Origin of the sequence: Novosphingobium sp. RL4, assembly GCF_035658495.1 — a bacterium.
In the GTDB taxonomy this organism is placed as follows: domain Bacteria; phylum Pseudomonadota; class Alphaproteobacteria; order Sphingomonadales; family Sphingomonadaceae; genus Novosphingobium.
Window position 1 is genome coordinate 1,728,104 of sequence record NZ_CP141944.1, and the last position, 15,469, is coordinate 1,743,572.

15 protein-coding genes and 1 tRNA gene are annotated in these 15,469 nt (G+C 65.3%); 6 read left to right on the forward strand and 10 right to left on the reverse strand.

What is annotated here, in order from left to right:
- Positions 1-205 precede the first annotated feature (205 nt).
- On the forward strand, positions 206-673 hold the full coding sequence (locus U9J33_RS08400) for an Lrp/AsnC family transcriptional regulator (RefSeq protein ID WP_054441400.1): 468 nt from the start codon (positions 206-208) through the stop codon (positions 671-673).
- A gap of 19 nt (positions 674-692) precedes the next feature.
- Positions 693-1,217, forward strand: coding sequence for a hypothetical protein (locus U9J33_RS08405; RefSeq protein WP_324698948.1), 525 nt, complete (start codon positions 693-695; stop codon positions 1,215-1,217).
- On the opposite strand, the gene aroQ is transcribed toward U9J33_RS08405, so the two are convergent.
- The 4 genes from aroQ to U9J33_RS08425 all read right to left on the reverse strand — a co-directional run bounded on the left by aroQ (position 1,181) and on the right by U9J33_RS08425 (position 2,774).
- Positions 1,181-1,618 carry a type II 3-dehydroquinate dehydratase gene (aroQ, locus tag U9J33_RS08410; RefSeq protein WP_324698949.1) on the reverse strand — a complete coding sequence of 146 codons (438 nt, stop codon included), beginning with the start codon at positions 1,616-1,618 and terminating at the stop codon, positions 1,181-1,183. The two genes, U9J33_RS08405 and aroQ, sit on opposite strands and share 37 nt — an antisense overlap.
- Positions 1,619-1,740: 122 nt before the next feature.
- Positions 1,741-2,073 (reverse strand): hypothetical protein, encoded by a 333-nt coding sequence (locus U9J33_RS08415; RefSeq protein WP_054441340.1) that lies wholly within the window; start codon positions 2,071-2,073, stop codon positions 1,741-1,743.
- A gap of 74 nt (positions 2,074-2,147) precedes the next feature.
- On the reverse strand, positions 2,148-2,561 hold the full coding sequence (locus U9J33_RS08420; RefSeq protein WP_054441342.1) for a holin family protein: 414 nt from the start codon (positions 2,559-2,561) through the stop codon (positions 2,148-2,150).
- 136 nt (positions 2,562-2,697) lie between these two features.
- Positions 2,698-2,774, reverse strand: a tRNA-Pro gene (locus U9J33_RS08425).
- Between the two features lie 285 nt (positions 2,775-3,059).
- Between U9J33_RS08425 and yajC the strand changes: the two genes are divergently transcribed.
- From yajC to secF, 3 genes are all read left to right on the forward strand, one after another.
- Positions 3,060-3,395 (forward strand): preprotein translocase subunit YajC, encoded by a 336-nt coding sequence (yajC, locus tag U9J33_RS08430; RefSeq protein WP_324698950.1) that lies wholly within the window; start codon positions 3,060-3,062, stop codon positions 3,393-3,395.
- A gap of 121 nt (positions 3,396-3,516) precedes the next feature.
- Positions 3,517-5,130: a protein translocase subunit SecD gene (gene secD / locus U9J33_RS08435; protein ID WP_132469471.1), complete on the forward strand. Its 1,614-nt coding sequence runs from the start codon at positions 3,517-3,519 to the stop codon at positions 5,128-5,130.
- Between the two features lie 12 nt (positions 5,131-5,142).
- Positions 5,143-6,129, forward strand: a complete 987-nt coding sequence (gene secF, locus U9J33_RS08440; RefSeq protein WP_324698951.1) for a protein translocase subunit SecF — start codon at positions 5,143-5,145, stop codon at positions 6,127-6,129.
- 60 nt (positions 6,130-6,189) lie between these two features.
- Here secF and U9J33_RS08445 read toward each other — a convergent pair whose 3' ends face one another.
- Positions 6,190-7,398, reverse strand: coding sequence for a glycosyltransferase (locus U9J33_RS08445; protein ID WP_324698952.1), 1,209 nt, complete (start codon positions 7,396-7,398; stop codon positions 6,190-6,192).
- Between the two features lie 24 nt (positions 7,399-7,422).
- Positions 7,423-7,995 (reverse strand): helix-turn-helix transcriptional regulator, encoded by a 573-nt coding sequence (locus U9J33_RS08450; RefSeq protein WP_054441402.1) that lies wholly within the window; start codon positions 7,993-7,995, stop codon positions 7,423-7,425.
- A gap of 204 nt (positions 7,996-8,199) precedes the next feature.
- Between U9J33_RS08450 and U9J33_RS08455 the strand changes: the two genes are divergently transcribed.
- Positions 8,200-10,023, forward strand: coding sequence for a DUF885 domain-containing protein (locus U9J33_RS08455; RefSeq protein WP_324698953.1), 1,824 nt, complete (start codon positions 8,200-8,202; stop codon positions 10,021-10,023).
- 46 nt (positions 10,024-10,069) lie between these two features.
- On the opposite strand, the gene hutU is transcribed toward U9J33_RS08455, so the two are convergent.
- The 4 genes from hutU to hutI all read right to left on the reverse strand — a co-directional run bounded on the left by hutU (position 10,070) and on the right by hutI (position 15,435).
- A complete protein-coding gene (hutU, locus tag U9J33_RS08460; RefSeq protein WP_324698954.1) occupies positions 10,070-11,734 on the reverse strand; it encodes a urocanate hydratase in 1,665 nt (554 codons plus the stop codon).
- Positions 11,735-11,748: 14 nt separating this feature from the next.
- Positions 11,749-12,555, reverse strand: coding sequence for an N-formylglutamate deformylase (hutG, locus tag U9J33_RS08465; RefSeq protein ID WP_324698955.1), 807 nt, complete (start codon positions 12,553-12,555; stop codon positions 11,749-11,751).
- Positions 12,556-12,709: 154 nt separating this feature from the next.
- Positions 12,710-14,239 (reverse strand): histidine ammonia-lyase, encoded by a 1,530-nt coding sequence (gene hutH, locus U9J33_RS08470; RefSeq protein WP_324698956.1) that lies wholly within the window; start codon positions 14,237-14,239, stop codon positions 12,710-12,712.
- Positions 14,236-15,435, reverse strand: coding sequence for an imidazolonepropionase (gene hutI, locus U9J33_RS08475; RefSeq protein ID WP_324698957.1), 1,200 nt, complete (start codon positions 15,433-15,435; stop codon positions 14,236-14,238). Before hutI ends, hutH begins: the two co-directional genes overlap by 4 nt.
- Between the last annotated feature and the right edge of the window lie 34 nt (positions 15,436-15,469).

A 15,469-nucleotide genomic window follows, 5' to 3' on the forward strand; every position in this document is an offset into this window, starting at 1 on the left:
ATATCCGGCACAGTATGGCCCGATAGAGGTTAAACCCGCGTCACTCATGGCCTAGCAAACTGTGCAGACAGCGGAAGTCGGTAGATTGTAGGCGTTGCAATGCGGGACGATTACGCTATGGGATAATATTATTACAGGGGCGTCAGTGTTTTCGTGTGGATATTGCATGTCGGATGACGCTGCGCGCCCGCAAGGAAAGTTTCGCATGATTAATCTCGATGACATCGACCGCCGCCTGCTCGCCGAGCTGCAGGAGGAGGGCCGGATCACCAATGTCGAACTGGCCCAGCGTGTCGGTCTCACTGCCCCTCCGTGCCTGCGCCGCGTACGCAGCCTGGAGGAATCGGGCATCATCCAGGGCTATCACGCCGACCTCGATGCCTCGAAGCTGGGCTTCACGATCACCGTCTTCGCGCTGGTCAGCCTCAAGAGCCAGGCCGAGGAATCGCTGAGGGCCTTCGAAGACCACATGAAGGGTCTGCCCGAGGTGCGCGAGTGCCACATGCTCAACGGCGAGATCGACTTCATCCTCAAGATCGTCAGCCGCGATCTTCAGAGCTTCCAGGAATTCCTGACCAGCAAGCTGACGCCGGCTCCCAACGTCGATAGCGTCAAGACTTCGCTGACGATCCGCACTGCCAAGAGCGTGCCGGGCGTGCCGCTCGAAACCTGACAGCGATTCGCGCGTGACGATGATGGCAAGAACGCGCCGTGCCCTGCTGGTCGGCGCGGCGTTGCTGCTGGCTGGAGGGAACCTCTGGTGGTTCACGCGCGGCAAGCAGGCGCCCGAGCCCGACTTCGTGCTTGGAACGACATGGGAGCAAGTGGAGATTACGGCGGATGTCCTTCCGTCACTTCCTCGCTTCGATGTCGTTCACGGCGGCTGGAGCGACCGGGGGCGGCCCATTTCTGCGATCGGCGATCGCGTCCGTCCCTTTCATGGCGACGACGTTATCTCGGAATTCAAGCCCCGTTCCTACCTTGCCATCGCCATCGCCGCGGATGAGGGGCCGCAGGAACTGCGGCCCATGCTTCTCGATCTTGCGCGGGCGTCAATTTGCGACGTTGCCGTCGTTCCGGACGGCATGAAGCCCGGAACGCGCGGCGGGGTCTACGTCGATATCCAGCATATCGTCTCGGTAAGGGATGAGCGGGGCAAGGCGCTGGATTGCATCGTCGCTCAAAGCGCTGCGGCACCCTCCAGCGCCAGCAGGTAGCCCTTCGCACCGAAGCCGGCGACGGTCGCCCTGGCGGCCATGCCGACCCATGACTTGTGGCGGAATTCCTCGCGTGCATGGGGGTTGGAAAGGTGGACCTCGATCACCGGCACCTTGATCGAGCGGATCGCGTCATGCAGCGCTACCGAGGTATGCGTGTAGGCGCCGGGGTTTATCAGCACCGCGTGCGCGCCTTCGTCCTCTGCTTCATGAAGCCAGTCCACGAGGTGGCCTTCATGGTTCGACTGGCGCATTTCGATGGTGCAGTCCAGCGCCTGGCCGCGTTCCACCAGCATGGCGCCGATGTCGTCCAGCGTCTGGGAGCCGTAAATGCCGGGCTCGCGCTTGCCCAGGCGGTTGAGGTTCGGTCCATTGAGGACGTAGACGAGCTTGCTGGCCATTTCGCGAATTCCCGGTGCGGTTGCTTTCCGGTCGCGGCTCTAGAGCATTTTCAGGCGAGGTGGAATCGCCCGCCCGCCGGAAAATGCGGCAAAACATGTCGCGGGGCGAGATGCCGGCACGGTCAGCGCGGAGCGGGCATCTCGTCGGCGACAGGGCGCCCATCGGCCTGAGTCCCCTCGGGCGGGGGCGCCGTGTCGGCAGGCGTTTCCGCTTCGGGTTCCCCCGCCGCGCCGCCGTCACCCTGGTAGAACCGGGCGAGTTCCGCGTCGTTCGCCTTGAGCCGCGCGGCCGAGGCTTCCCGTTCGGCCTGCTTGCGGGCGGAGGCTTCCTGTTCGGCCGATGCCTTGGCCTCGGCCAGCTGCTTTTCCAGCTCCTCTTCGCGGCTCGGTCCGCAGGCGACCAGCGCCAGGGCAGGGGTCGTGGCCAGCACGATGCGCGCGACAATCCGAAACACCAGTTGCTCCTTGCAAGGGCGGGCATGGCGCGCGCTCTTGCAAGGAGGCTTAGCGGTCAAGGCTTGGCTTTGTCTTAACGGTCGGAACCCTTGGTCTTTCCCCACTGGCGCATTGCCGAGTAGCCCAGATAGCCGGTGCCGAAGAGGGCATAGAGGGGCTCGGGGATGCCGTTGAGGTAAGCGGTCATGGCATCGCCGATGGCATGGGCCGTCGCCGGGCTGAGCGCGCCGATCAGGCCCATCGGCAAGGCCCAGAGAATCATGATGTAGATGACGTAGAGGAAGCTTGGCCGCGCACGGCTGGTCCAGGGATCGCTTGAATTCGCTTCTGCCACGATTGGCGAGAGGCTCGCCTGAAGCATCTGGAGTTCCTGGGAATTTTCGAGCTTGAGCAATTCGAGCTTGGCGCGGTCGCGCGCTTCGGGATCGGGGATCACCTTGTCGATGATCTTCGATACGGGCGAGAGAATCGAATCGAGCAGTGGCATTCTTGGGGCACTCCCGGAATGGTGGCCCGCAACCAGATAGCCAAAACCGGCCCTGTAGGAAAATGGGTAGCAAGACCGCGAGAGAATGCCGTGTCCCCGGGAGGGGAAATTCTCTGCCAACGATGTCTTGGAAAATTGGTCGGGACGAGAGGATTCGAACCTCCGACCCCCACACCCCCAGTGTGATGCGCTACCAGGCTGCGCTACGTCCCGACCGGAGCGCGGCCTATAGGAGGGTCTTTTCGAGAGCGCAAGCGTCTGATTGAGACTTTCTTCATGCCGGTTGAAGCGAGCCTGTGGATACCTATCTGCGGGCAGGTCGCGGGGGATGGGCGGCTTTCGGCAGCAAGGCCGCGCGTTGCCAGTTCTCCGCTTTGTTGCTAACCGCGCCCATTCGGCAAAGTCCTTGAATGGATTTTCCCGGCAAGGCGTGTCGCAGATCGGATGCGGTGCGCGTTTCGCGCCGGGGATGAAAAGACGAGAAGGCCCTTCAGTTCAATGCAAAGCTCGATTCTCAACCAGCTCGCCGCCGCCGCTCCCGCCGGCGCGCCACCGGCATGGATTCAGTACCTGCCGTTCGTCGCGATGGCGGTGATCTTCTGGTTCCTCATCCTGCGCCCGCAGATGAAGCAGCAGAAGGAGCACAAGAACAAGCTGTCGGCGCTCAAGAAGGGCGACGAAGTGCTGACCGGTGGCGGTCTCGTCGGCAAGATCGTCCGGATCGACGACAACTATGCCGACGTCCAGCTCGCACAGGGCGTTATCGTGAAGGCCGTCAAGTCGACCATCGTCGACGTGATCCCGCCGGCCGGTTCGAAGCCCGCGAACGACTGAGTTTCCGGCATCGCCGGGTGTTGCCGGCGATGCCCGTTTGCTAGGTCCGATCACACAGTAGGTCCGATCACATAGGGCGCCCCGCCATTCGGGCGCTCTTTTCGGAGAGAAGCCACAGGCTATGCTCGAATTTCCCACCTGGAAGAAGCTCTGGTACTGGGGCCTGACGATTGTCATCGCCCTCTGCGCCGTGCCCTCGCTGGTCTCGCTGACCAACGCGCGCTGGCCCAGTTTCCTGCCCGAGCCCAAGATCAATCTCGGCCTCGACCTTGCCGGCGGAAGCCGCCTCCTGCTGGAGGCCAATCGCCAGCAGGTCGTGCAGCAGCGCCTCGAAGGCATGGAAGAATCCGTGCGCACGCGCCTGCGCCAGGCCTCCCCGGCCATCGCCATCGGCGATTTCTCCAGCACCGGCGGCCAGCTTGCCTTTACCGTGCGCGATCCCTCGCAGGTCGATGCGGCGCGCGAGGCGATCCTGCCGCTGACCTCCGGCGCAGGCCTTACCGGCCAGCGTGACTGGGACATCACGGTTCAGGACGGCACCCGCTTCATCCTCGTGCCGACGCAGGCGGGTATCGACCTTGCGATCAGCAATGCGATGGAAACCGCGGTCGAGGTGGTGCGCAAGCGTATCGACGCGCTGGGCACCAAGGAGCCCGACATCCGCCGCCTCGGCGGCACGCGCATCGACGTGCAGGTTCCGGGCCTTCAGGACCCGCAGGCGCTCAAGAACCTGCTCGGCCAGACCGCGAAGCTCGAATTCAAGATGGTCGACGAGACCGCCGTGCCCAGCGACATCGCCAAGGGCATCGTGCCCCCGGGTGACGAACTGGTGCCATGGGCCGATCCGAGCGCGCCCGGTTCGGGCGGCGTTCCGGTCCTGGCCGTCAAGCGCCTCGGCGGCATCAAGGGTGACGAACTGACCGACGCCAAGCAGGCCTTCGAACCGAAGACCAACGCGGCTGTCGTCTCGATCACGTTCAACCAGCAGGGCGGCGAGAAGTTCGCCAAGCTGACCACCGAGAACGTGAACAAGCGCTTCGCCATCATCCTTGATGGCAAGGTGCTTTCCGCGCCCAGCATCAACGAACCGATTCTTGGCGGCAGCGCCCAGATTTCGGGCAGCTTCAACGTCCAGTCGGCCACCCAGCTCGCCATTGCGCTGCGTTCGGGTGCGCTTCCGGTCGACCTCACCGTGGTGGAGGAACGCACCGTCGGGCCTGACCTCGGCGCCGATTCGATCCAGAAGGGCGTCGTCGCCATGGGCGTCGGCACCGTGCTGCTGATGCTGTTCATCTTCCTGACCTATGGGCGCTTCGGCGCTTATGCGAACCTGGCCCTGATCTTCAACGTGCTGATGATCCTGGGCATCATGGCCGTGCTGGGAACGACGCTGACACTGCCCGGCATCGCCGGCTTCGTGCTCACCATCGGTGCTGCGGTGGACGCCAACGTGCTCATCAACGAGCGCATCCGCGAGGAACGCCATCGCGGACGCCGCGTCGTGCAGTCGGTGGAACTGGGTTACAAGGAGGCGAGCCGCGCCATCTTCGACGCCAATATCACCAACTCCATTGCCGCCGTGCTGATGTTCGCCTTCGGTTCGGGCCCGGTTCGCGGTTTTGCCGTCGTTCTCATGATCGGCATCGTCACCTCGGTGTTCACCGCGGTCACGATGAGCCGGATGTGGGTTGCGGGCTGGCTGCGTCGCACCCGTCCCAGCGACCTGAACGTATAAAGGTACTGGCGCATGAAGCTCCTCAAGCTCATTCCCGATCACACGAACATCCACTTCCTTCGTTGGCAGTGGCCGTTCTTCATCACCAACATCCTGGCGATGGCCGCCTCGGTCGTTCTGCTGTTCACATACGGGCTCAACCTGGGCGTCGACTTCGTCGGCGGCCAGATGATCCGCGTGACCTTCGAACAGAGCGCGACCGCTCCGGTCGCCAAGCTGCGCGACAGCGTCGATTCGCTCGGCTTCGGCGAGCCGGTCATCCAGACTTTCGGCAAGCCGAACGAGGTCTCGGTCCGCATGAAGCTGCCGGAAGGTTCGGAGGACAATCCGAAGCTGGCTGACGGCATGGCCCGCAAGATCACCGCCAAGGTCCGTCAGGACTTCGCGGACGCCCGCGTCGACGGTGTCGACTCGGTCTCCGGCAAGGTTTCGGGCGAGCTGTTCCACACCGGTATGCTGGCGCTCGGTCTCGCCATGGTGTTCATCTCGATCTACATCTGGATCCGCTTCGAGTGGCAGTTCGCGGTCGGCGCGCTCTTCGCGCTGGTGCAGGATATCCTGCTGACCGTGGGCATGTTCTCGCTCACCCAGATGGAATTCGACCTCAACATCGTCGCGGCTCTGCTGACGCTGCTGGGTTACTCGCTGAACGACAAGATCGTCGTCTACGACCGTATCCGCGAGAACATGAAGAAGCACCGGCGCATGCCGATGAACGAACTGCTCGACCTCTCGGTGAACGAGACGCTGTCGCGCACGATCGCGACTTCGCTGTCGGTTCTCATCATGCTGGTCTCGTTGCTGGCGCTTGGTCCCGATGTGATCTTCGGCATCACCGCCGCCATCACGCTGGGTATCTTCATCGGCACTTACAGCTCGATCTTCATGTCCGCGCCGATCCTGGTCTGGTTGGGCGTGAAGTCGGATACCTTCGTGAAGCAGGAAAGCGAGATTGACCGTCAGGACCGCCTCGCCCGCGAGCGTGGCGCGCAGCCCTGATCGGCCTTTGGGCTTTTAAGAAAAAGGGCCGTTCCCGGAAGGGAGCGGCCCTTTTTTCATTCATGCTCCGGTGTTTACGGGGTCGCCCGCGAGGATACCGTGCCAGAAGTGAACGAGATTCTGCGCGTTCACGCCCCATGAGAAACGGCTGACGTTGGCCGAAACATCCTGCTGGCTCGGCGGATCGGCGAGAATCCGGCTCACCGCATCGGCAATCGCCTCCGGTGTGCGCGAGGCGATGCGGCCGGCGCTGTCGTCCTTCACGACTTCCCGTGCGCCGCCGATATCGGGGATGACGATCGGTGTGCCGCAGGCCAGCCCCTCGATCCAGACATTGGCAAGGCCCTCGCTGGTCGAAGGGAGCACCAGAACGTCGGCCGCGCACAGGACGTGGGGAAGCAGGTCATGCCCGACAAGGCCGAGAAACTGCACCCGGTCACTCACGCCCAGCCGCTGCGCAAGGTCGCGCAGCGGCTTTTCGTCCTCGCCGGCGCCGGCCAGCGCCAGCCTAGCGCCGGGCAGGAGGGCCAGGGCCTCGATGACCAGCCGCTGGCCCTTGCGCGGGATCAGCGAGCCGGGCGTGACGATCAGCGGACCGACCGACCAGATGCCGAGGTTGGGCATGGCCGAAACCAGCGCGCGCGCGGCACCGCGCTCGATGGGGTGGAAGCGATCGTGGTCCAGCCCGGTGTAGTGAACGCCGATCCGTTCTTCCGGCATGCCCAGGGCGATCATGTCTTCGCGCAGGGCCCGGCTCACTGCGAGCATTCCTGCCGCCTGATGCGCGGCCTGTCGCATCTGCTTCAGCGCGGCGGGGCGCTGGCCCCAGTAATGGATATCCGCCCCGCGCGACTTGATGGTGAGCGGCAGTCCCAGTTCCCGTGCGACGATGGCGGCGGCAGGCCCGTCCGGGAAGAAGAACTGGGCGTCGACGAGGTCGAACGGCTTCTCTGCGTGGAGACGGCGCACCAGCGGCAGCACGGCCGTGGCGATTCGTCCGGGATTGCTGTCGCCCCCGATCTTCGGGATGAGGGTGAACTTGGGATAGTGAACCTCGAATCCGGACGCATCGCTGCATTCGGGAACATGGCGCAGCTTGTCGTAGGGATGGCGGGGGGCGAGGGGCCATGGCGGGATGCCGATCGGGCTTATCATCGTCAGATCCACCTCGCCGCTCGCCACGATCGCGCGCATCTGGTTGCCGACGAAGATACCGAACGAAGGTCTGACAGGATTGGGAAACAGCGTGGCGATGGACAGGATGCGCATGGGTTTGCCTTTGGCTGTATAAGGTTAGAGCTTCCTGACGAGCATTTCGGCAACGGCTATCCATTGCGGATGTTCCACCGGTACCGGCCGCTGGCCGCTGACGGGAGGCAGGAGGGAAAGCGTCTCTCCGGTTATCTCGATCAGGCGGCCGAACGCGAACCGGCCGCCGGGAAGGGGCACGAGCACGTCGCGGTTCAGCAGGCGGGCGGCGTCCTGCGCAGGACCTTGCCTGAGCCATACCTGATCCGCGGTGCGATACTCGCCGCAGGACCCTTCGACTTCCATCACCATCCACGGCGTTTCGGCGGCGAGGTCGCTGGGCAGCACGGCTTCGCGGCGGGTGCGCGGGCTCTCGGCCCCGCTTTCGGACAGCACCGCCACGATCATGGCCGGTGCGTTCGCCTCGCTGCGCAGCAGGCTTTCCGGCTCGACCTGCAGCGCCCTTGCGATCCGGTTCATCCAGACGAGGGAGAGGTTGCGCATCCCGGTTTCGAGACGGCCGATGGTCTGCGGCGTGGTCTGCGGTTCACAGGCGGCGGCGACATCGGCCAGGGTAAGCCCTTTCTGAAGGCGAATGTCGCGGATGCGGTTAATCATGGGATGTCCTGTCATATAACCGATCTGGTTTTCTTTCATTCCTCTTGCGATCCAGTTTGGCAAGAGAACCTGCCGTGCTTTCTCGCCTGATCGATCGGATTTTTGCGCGGCTGTGAATTTAATCGTTTGAACCAGTACACTTGCGTTGCGGAGGCGTGAAAGGATCGGCACGTTCGCGGCAGTGCTCTTGATGGAGATAACAGAATGCTGCGCCGCGAATTCATGGCTACGGCTGGGGCCGGACTGGCCTGGAGCCTGCTTTCATCCCGCAGCGCCATGGCTGCGGCGACCGCGCCGAACGGTGCCGACACCGCTTTCTATGCAAAGCTGGACGGCCTGTTCTATGAAAGCCTGGCGCAGAGCCCGGAGATGGCCACCTCGCTTGGCCTGGACAAGGGCAAGTATGCGGCGCTGAAGTCCCGCCTTTCGGACGGCAGCCGCAAGGGACGGGAGGCCGATCTCGCCCTTGGCCACAAGGCGATCGCCGAAGTCGAGAAAGTCGATCCCGCGCCGCTCAGCGAAACCGGCCGTCGCAACCGCGAACTCTCGCTCTACCAGCTTCGCCAGCGGGTGGCGGCGCAGGACCGGTTCGATCTGGAAAGCGCGCAGCGGCCCTATCTCATAACCCAGCAGGGCGGCGCCTACTTTTCGCTGCCGGACTTCCTCGACAGCCGCCACACGATCGAGACGAAGGACGATGCGGAGGCTTATCTCTCGCGCCTTTCCGCCTTCAGGACCTCGCTTGACGACGAGACGGACCTGCAGAAGGAATATGGCGCGCGCGGCGTGGTCGCGCCGGGCTGGTCGTTGGACCTGACGCTCGGCCAGATGGCGAAGCTGCGCGACACGCCTGCCGCGCAGAGCGGTCTGGTCACTTCACTGGCGAGGCGCGCGGCGGCCAAGGGCATCGCGGGTGATTGGGCGGCACGGGCATCGGCCATACTCGAAAAGGAGGTTCATCCCGCGCTGGACCGCCAGATCGCCCTGCTGAGGGCGCAGCGCCCGAACACCGCGGCGGGCGACGGCGCGTGGCGCCTCAAGCGCGGCGACGAAATCTATGCCGAGGCGCTCAAGCAGGCGACCACCACCGAGTATTCGCCCGAGGAAGTCCACAGGATCGGCCTCGAACAGGTTGCCGATCTTTCAGCGCAGCTCGATACGATCCTGCGCTCCGCCGGGCTGACGCAAGGCCCGGTCGGCGCGCGTCTCGATGCGCTCAACAAGCGGCCGGACCAGCTTTACGCGAACACCGATGCCGGTCGCACCGAATTGATCGCCGCCCTCAACGACGGCATCCGGCAGATGTATGCGAAGCTGCCGCAGGTCTTCGACAACCCACCGCAGCAGCCGCTCGAAATCCGCCGCGTGCCGCCCGAGATTCAGGACGGCGCTTCGAACGGCTATTATTATCGCGCGCCTCTCGATGGGTCGCGTCCGGCGATCTACTGGATCAACCTCAAGGACGTGGGGGACTGGCCGAAATACACCTTGCCCTCGCTCACCTACCACGAGGGCGTTCCCGGGCATCACCTGCAGGGCGGCTATGCCCAGACCGGGGGCGAATTGCCGATGCTGCTCAGGAACAGCTTCATCTCCGCCTATGGCGAAGGCTGGGCGCTCTATGCGGAGCAGCTTGCCGACGAGCTGGGAGGTTACAGCGGCCTTGAACGCGCGGGATATCTCCAGAGCTATCTGTTCCGCGCCGCGCGTCTGGTCATCGATACCGGGCTCCACCACTACAAGTGGAGCCGCGAGAAGGCGGCGGACTACATGGTCGAGACGGTGGGATTCGCGCGTCCGCGTTCCCTGCGCGAGGTCGAGCGTTACTGCACGATGATCGGCCAGGCCTGTTCGTACAAGATGGGCCACACCGCATGGGTCAAGGCGCGGCAGCGGGCGCAGGCGGCCCTGGGCGACAAGTTCACCCTGCCATGGTTCCATGCGGTTCTGGCAGAAGGGGTGATGCCGCTTTCGATGCTGGACAAGCGCGTGGACGAACGCATCGCCGAGCGGCAGAAGCTGGGCTGAGCGCAGGGCGGGAGCGACCGGCTGCGGCGATCGCTCCCGCCAGCTTTCAGAGGATGCCGGGAAGGTCCAGACCCTTCTCCCGCGCACAATCCAGCGCGATTTCGTACCCGGCATCGGCGTGACGCATCACTCCTGTCGCCGGGTCGTTCCACAGCACGCGCTCCAGACGCCTGGCGGCAGCTTCGGTGCCGTCGGCGACGATCACCATGCCCGAATGCTGCGAATAGCCCATGCCGACGCCGCCGCCGTGGTGCAGCGAAACCCAGGTCGCGCCCGACGCAGTGTTCAGTAGCGCATTGAGCAGCGGCCAGTCCGAAACCGCGTCCGAACCGTCGCGCATGGCCTCGGTCTCGCGGTTGGGAGAGGCGACCGAGCCGCTGTCGAGATGATCGCGGCCGATGACGACCGGGGCCTTGAGTTCACCGTTCGCCACCATCTCGTTGAAGGCGAGGCCCAGCCGGTGGCGGTTACCCAGACCGACCCAGCAGATGCGCGCGGGCAGGCCCTGGAACTGGATCTTCTCCCGCGCCATGTCGAGCCAGTTGTGCAGGTGCGCGTGGTCGGGCAGCAGTTCCTTCACTTTGGCGTCGGTCTTGTAGATATCCTCGGGATCGCCGGAGAGCGCGGCCCAGCGGAACGGTCCGACGCCGCGGCAGAACAGCGGGCGGATATAGGCGGGCACGAAGCCGGGGAAGTCGAACGCGTTCTCCACGCCTTCGTTCTTCGCCATCTGGCGGATGTTGTTGCCATAGTCGGTGGTGGGCACGCCCGCCGCCTGGAAGTCCAGCATGGCCTGCACGTGGACCGCCATGGAGGCCTTGGCCGCCTTGGCGACGGCTTCGGGTTCTCGCTCGCGCTTTTCGATCCATTCGGCAACGGTCCAGCCGGCGGGGAGGTAGCCGTTGACGGGATCGTGGGCGGAAGTCTGATCGGTCAGCAAATCGGGACGGATACCGCGCGCGAACATTTCGGGCAGCAGTTCCGCCGCGTTGCCGAGCAGGCCGACGGAGACCGGCTTTTTGTCGGCATTGGCCTTTTCGATGATCGCCATGGCTTCGTCGATGGTCTCGGCGGCAACGTCGAGATAGCCGGTGCGCAGGCGCATTTCGATGCGGCTGGGCTGGCATTCGATGGCAAGGCAGGAAGCGCCGGCCATCACCGCGGCCAGCGGCTGCGCGCCGCCCATGCCGCCAAGGCCGGCGGTCAGCAGCCACTTGCCCGAAAGGTCGCCGTTGTAGTGTTGGCGGCCCATCTCCACGAACGTCTCGTAGGTGCCCTGAACGATGCCCTGCGTGCCGATGTAGATCCACGAACCGGCGGTCATCTGGCCGTACATGGCAAGGCCGCGCTTATCGAGTTCGTTGAAGTGTTCCCAGTTCGCCCATTCCGGCACGAGGTTGGAATTGGCGATCAGCACGCGCGGTGCATCGGCATGGGTGCGGAACACGCCGACCGGCTTGCCGGACTGGACCAGCAGCGTCTCATCCTCGTTCAGGCGGCGCAGGGTCTCGACGATCTTGTCGTAGCTTTCCCAGTCGCGCGCGGCGCGGCCGATGCCGCCATAGACCACCAGTTCCTCCGGCCGTTCGGCCACGTCGGGGTGGAGGTTGTTCATCAGCATGCGCAGCGGCGCTTCGGTGAGCCAGCTTTTTGCGCTGAGTTCGGTGCCGGTCGCAGGTTTGATGACGCGGCTGTTGTCGAGGCGGGTCATTGTATTTCCTCTGGTCAGGATTGCGCGAAGGCGATTGCGGCCTTCAGCACGTCTTGCAGGATCGGGGTGAGGGTGGCGGCACGCGCCGCCGAATAGGGCAAGGGCCAGTTGGCTTCGCTCGGCACTTCGGGCTCATCCATGTAGCCGCGAATGGCGAGTTCCATCTGGATCGCGTGGACGCCGCTGGCAGGCTCTCCATAATGCCGCGTGGTCCAGCCGCCACGGAAGCGGCCGTCCAGAACGTGGCTCAGACCGCTTGCCTTGCAGACTTGGGTCACGGCGGCGGAAAGCGCCGGATCGCAGGTCTGGCCGAGGTTGGTGCCAATGTTGAACTGCGGCAATTCGCCATCGAACAGGCGCGGCACGTGGCTGCGGATCGAGTGCGCGTCATAGACCACGACTTTGCCGTGAGCACTGCGCAGTCGCTCGATCTCGGAGCGAAGCGCGGCGTGGTATGGATCGAACCAGAGCGCGCGCCGGCGGGCGATCTCGGCTTCGTCCGGCGCAGCGTCCTTGTAGAGCAGCTCGCCGTCGAAGGTGGTCGTCGGGCAGAGTTCCGTCGTCGCCTGCCCCGGATAGAGCGAGGCGCCCGATGGATCGCGGTTGAGGTCGATCACGCTGCGCGAGACGCGCGCAGCAATCGTCGTCGCGCCAAGCTCGCGGGCGAAGGCGTAGAGATCGTCCACCCACCAGTCGGCATCGCGCCGTGCCAGCCAGTCCGAGTGGAAGGCCGGGCCGACGTCGGCGAGGTCGGTGCCGACATGCGGGAAGGCGACGATGAGCGGCGCCTCCCCGCGATGAAGGGTGAAGGGCAGGTTCATGTGCTTCGCTCCGTACCGACCGTCGTTCCCGTTTCCATCTTCGTCATTACGAGGAGGCGAAGCCGACGCGCCAATCCGGAACGGCTCTGCGCGACTCTGGATTGCTTCGCTACGCTCGCAATGACGAAAGTGGGGGTGGACGGCAGGCGGGCCATCACGAAATCGCCGGGAGCAGGTCCGCCGCCGTGTCGGCCAGCGCGCCGGAGCGGATCAGCACGTTCGCGGCTTCCATGTCCGGGTGGAAATGACGGTCGTCGTCCAGCGCCGGAACTTCCGCGCGCAGCACGCCGCGCGCGGCTTCGAGCCAGGTGCTGGAGGCGAGCGGGGCGTGGAACTCGATGCCCTGGGCGGCGGCGAGCAGTTCGATGCCGATCACCGCCGTCGCGTTCTCCACCATCGAGAGAAGGCGGCGCGCGCCGTGGGCGGCCATCGAGACGTGGTCTTCCTGATTGGCCGAAGTGGGGATCGAATCGACCGATGCCGGATAGGCCTTCTGCTTGTTTTCGGAGACCAGCGCGGCGGCGGTGACCTGCGGGATCATGAAGCCCGAATTGAGGCCGGGGCGCGGCGTCAGGAACGCGGGCAGGCCGGACAGCGCAGGGTCCACCAGCATGGCGATGCGGCGTTCGGCGATCGAGCCGATCTCGCAGACGGCCAGCGCGATCATGTCGGCGGCGAAGGCGACCGGCTCGGCATGGAAATTGCCGCCGGAGAGGGCCTCGTCCGCTTCCGGGAAGATCAGCGGGTTGTCGGAAACGCCGTTGGCCTCAATCTCCAGCGTCGTTGCCGCCTGGCGCAGCACGTCGAGCGCGGCGCCCATGACCTGCGGCTGGCAGCGCAGGCAATAGGGGTCCTGCACGCGGGCGTCGTTCTCGACATGGCTGGCGCGGATCGCGGAGCCCGCCATGAGGCCGCGCAGGGCGTCGGCCACCTCGATCTGGCCGCGATGGCGGCGCAGGGCGTGGATGCGCGGGTCGAACGGCGTGTCGGAGCCCTTCGCCGCTTCGGTGGAAAGTGCCCCCGTCACCAGCGCGGAGCGGAACAGCAGTTCGGCTTCGAACAGGCCGGCCAGCGCATTGGCGGTCGAGAACTGGGTGCCGTTGAGCAGTGCGAGGCCTTCCTTCGGCCCGAGTTCAAGCGGATCGAGACCGGCGCGGGTGAGCGCTTCGATAGCGGGGAGGCGCTGGCCTTCGAACATGATCTCGCCCACGCCGATCATCGTTGCGGCCATGTGCGAAAGCGGGGCAAGGTCGCCGCTGGCGCCGACCGAACCTTGCGAGGGCACCACCGGCGTCAGGCCCTTGGCCAGCATCGTTTCGAGCAGGGCGACGGTTTCCGGGCGCACGCCCGAGGCGCCTTGTGCGAGGCTGGCAAGCTTGAGCGCCATCATCAGGCGGATCACGGGAACCGGAGAGGGCTCACCCGTGCCCGCCGCATGGCTCAGCACGATGTTGCGCTGGAGCGTGGCGAGATCCTCGTCGCCGATGCGCACGCTGGCAAGCTTACCGAACCCGGTGTTGATGCCGTAGACCGGCTCGCCCCTGGCGAGGATGCGGGCGACGGCGGCGGCGCTTTCGATCACGCGCGGCGCGCAGGCCGGGTCGAGCGTCACGCCCGCGCCGCGATAGACCGCGCGCCACTGGGCAAGCGAAACGTTGCCGGGCGTGAGGAGGATGTCGTTCATTGTCCACTCCAGATGCGCGCATGGAGCGGATTGAAGCCCATGCGGTAAACGAGGTCGGCCGGGCGCTCGATGTCCCAGATCGCAAGGTCGCAGGCCTTGCCGGGTTCGAGCGTGCCGAGACGGTGGGAAAGGCCCAGCGCCTGCGCCGCGTTACGCGTCACGGCGGCGAGGCATTCGGGCACGGTGAGGCGGAACAGGGTTGCGCCCATGTTCATCGCCATCAGCAGCGAGGTGAGGGGCGACGTGCCGGGATTGCAGTCCGTCGCCAGCGCGATCGGCACGCCGGCTGCGCGCAGGGCGGCGACCGGCGGCAGCACGGTTTCGCGGCAGAAATAGTAGGCGCCAGGCAGCAGCGTGGCGACGGTGCCGGAAGCGGCCATGGCGGCCACGCCTTCGCTATCGAGATGTTCGAGATGATCCGCCGAAAGCGCGCCGTGGCGGGCGGCCAGGGCGCTGCCGTGGAGGTTGGAGAGCTGCTCCGCATGGAGCTTCACTGGCAGGCCATGCGCTTTGGCGGCGACGAAAAGACGCTCGGTCTGCTCGGGAGAGAAGCCGATGCCCTCGCAGAAGGCGTCCACCGCATCGGCAAGGCCCGCCTGTGCGACGGCGGGCAGCATGAGCTCGCAGATGTGGCCGATATAGCCATCGGCATCGCCTGCGAATTCGGGAGGCAGGGCGTGGGCGCCGAGGAAGGTGGTGACGATCCGCACGGGGCGGAGTTCGCCCAGCCGCCGTGCGGCGCGCAGCATCTTGATCTCGCTGGCAAGGTCGAGGCCGTAGCCTGACTTCACCTCGACGGTGGTAACGCCTTCCGAAATCAGCGCGTCGAGGCGGGGCAGGGCGGAGGCGACCAGTTCGTCCTCGCTGGCGGCGCGCGTGGCCTTCATGGTCGAGACGATGCCGCCCCCGGCGCGGGCGATTTCCTCATAGGAAGCGCCTTCCAGCCGCAGTTCGAACTCGCGCGAGCGGTCTGCGCCGAAGACGAGATGGGTGTGGCAATCGATCAGGCCGGGCGTGATCCAGCGGCCCGCGCAGTCGATCGTTTCGGCGGCGTCGAATGGGGGAGCCCCGGCTTCAGGACCGGCGTACAAGATCGCGCCGTCCTGCGATGCGACGAGGCCGTTCTCGACCAGTCCGAGTCCCTCGCCCGCCATCGTTGCCAAACGGGCATGTTTCCAGAGCCTGTCGCAGCGCATGACGAGTCGATCCTCCTTGGTTGCCCCGGTTATT

Bases quoted from the DNA above. Each gene is read 5' to 3' on its own strand.
- U9J33_RS08400 (WP_054441400.1), top strand. From the start codon at position 206: ATGATTAATCTCGATGACATCGACCGCCGCCTGCTCGCCGAGCTGCAG.
- U9J33_RS08405 (WP_324698948.1), top strand. From the start codon at position 693: ATGATGGCAAGAACGCGCCGTGCCCTGCTGGTCGGCGCGGCGTTGCTG.
- aroQ (WP_324698949.1), bottom strand. From the start codon at position 1,618: ATGGCCAGCAAGCTCGTCTACGTCCTCAATGGACCGAACCTCAACCGC.
- U9J33_RS08420 (WP_054441342.1), bottom strand. From the start codon at position 2,561: ATGCCACTGCTCGATTCGATTCTCTCGCCCGTATCGAAGATCATCGAC.
- yajC (WP_324698950.1), top strand. From the start codon at position 3,060: ATGCAAAGCTCGATTCTCAACCAGCTCGCCGCCGCCGCTCCCGCCGGC.
- secD (WP_132469471.1), top strand. From the start codon at position 3,517: ATGCTCGAATTTCCCACCTGGAAGAAGCTCTGGTACTGGGGCCTGACG.
- secF (WP_324698951.1), top strand. From the start codon at position 5,143: ATGAAGCTCCTCAAGCTCATTCCCGATCACACGAACATCCACTTCCTT.
- U9J33_RS08445 (WP_324698952.1), bottom strand. From the start codon at position 7,398: ATGCGCATCCTGTCCATCGCCACGCTGTTTCCCAATCCTGTCAGACCT.
- U9J33_RS08450 (WP_054441402.1), bottom strand. From the start codon at position 7,995: ATGATTAACCGCATCCGCGACATTCGCCTTCAGAAAGGGCTTACCCTG.
- U9J33_RS08455 (WP_324698953.1), top strand. From the start codon at position 8,200: ATGCTGCGCCGCGAATTCATGGCTACGGCTGGGGCCGGACTGGCCTGG.
- hutU (WP_324698954.1), bottom strand. From the start codon at position 11,734: ATGACCCGCCTCGACAACAGCCGCGTCATCAAACCTGCGACCGGCACC.
- hutG (WP_324698955.1), bottom strand. From the start codon at position 12,555: ATGAACCTGCCCTTCACCCTTCATCGCGGGGAGGCGCCGCTCATCGTC.
- hutH (WP_324698956.1), bottom strand. From the start codon at position 14,239: ATGAACGACATCCTCCTCACGCCCGGCAACGTTTCGCTTGCCCAGTGG.
- hutI (WP_324698957.1), bottom strand. From the start codon at position 15,435: ATGCGCTGCGACAGGCTCTGGAAACATGCCCGTTTGGCAACGATGGCG.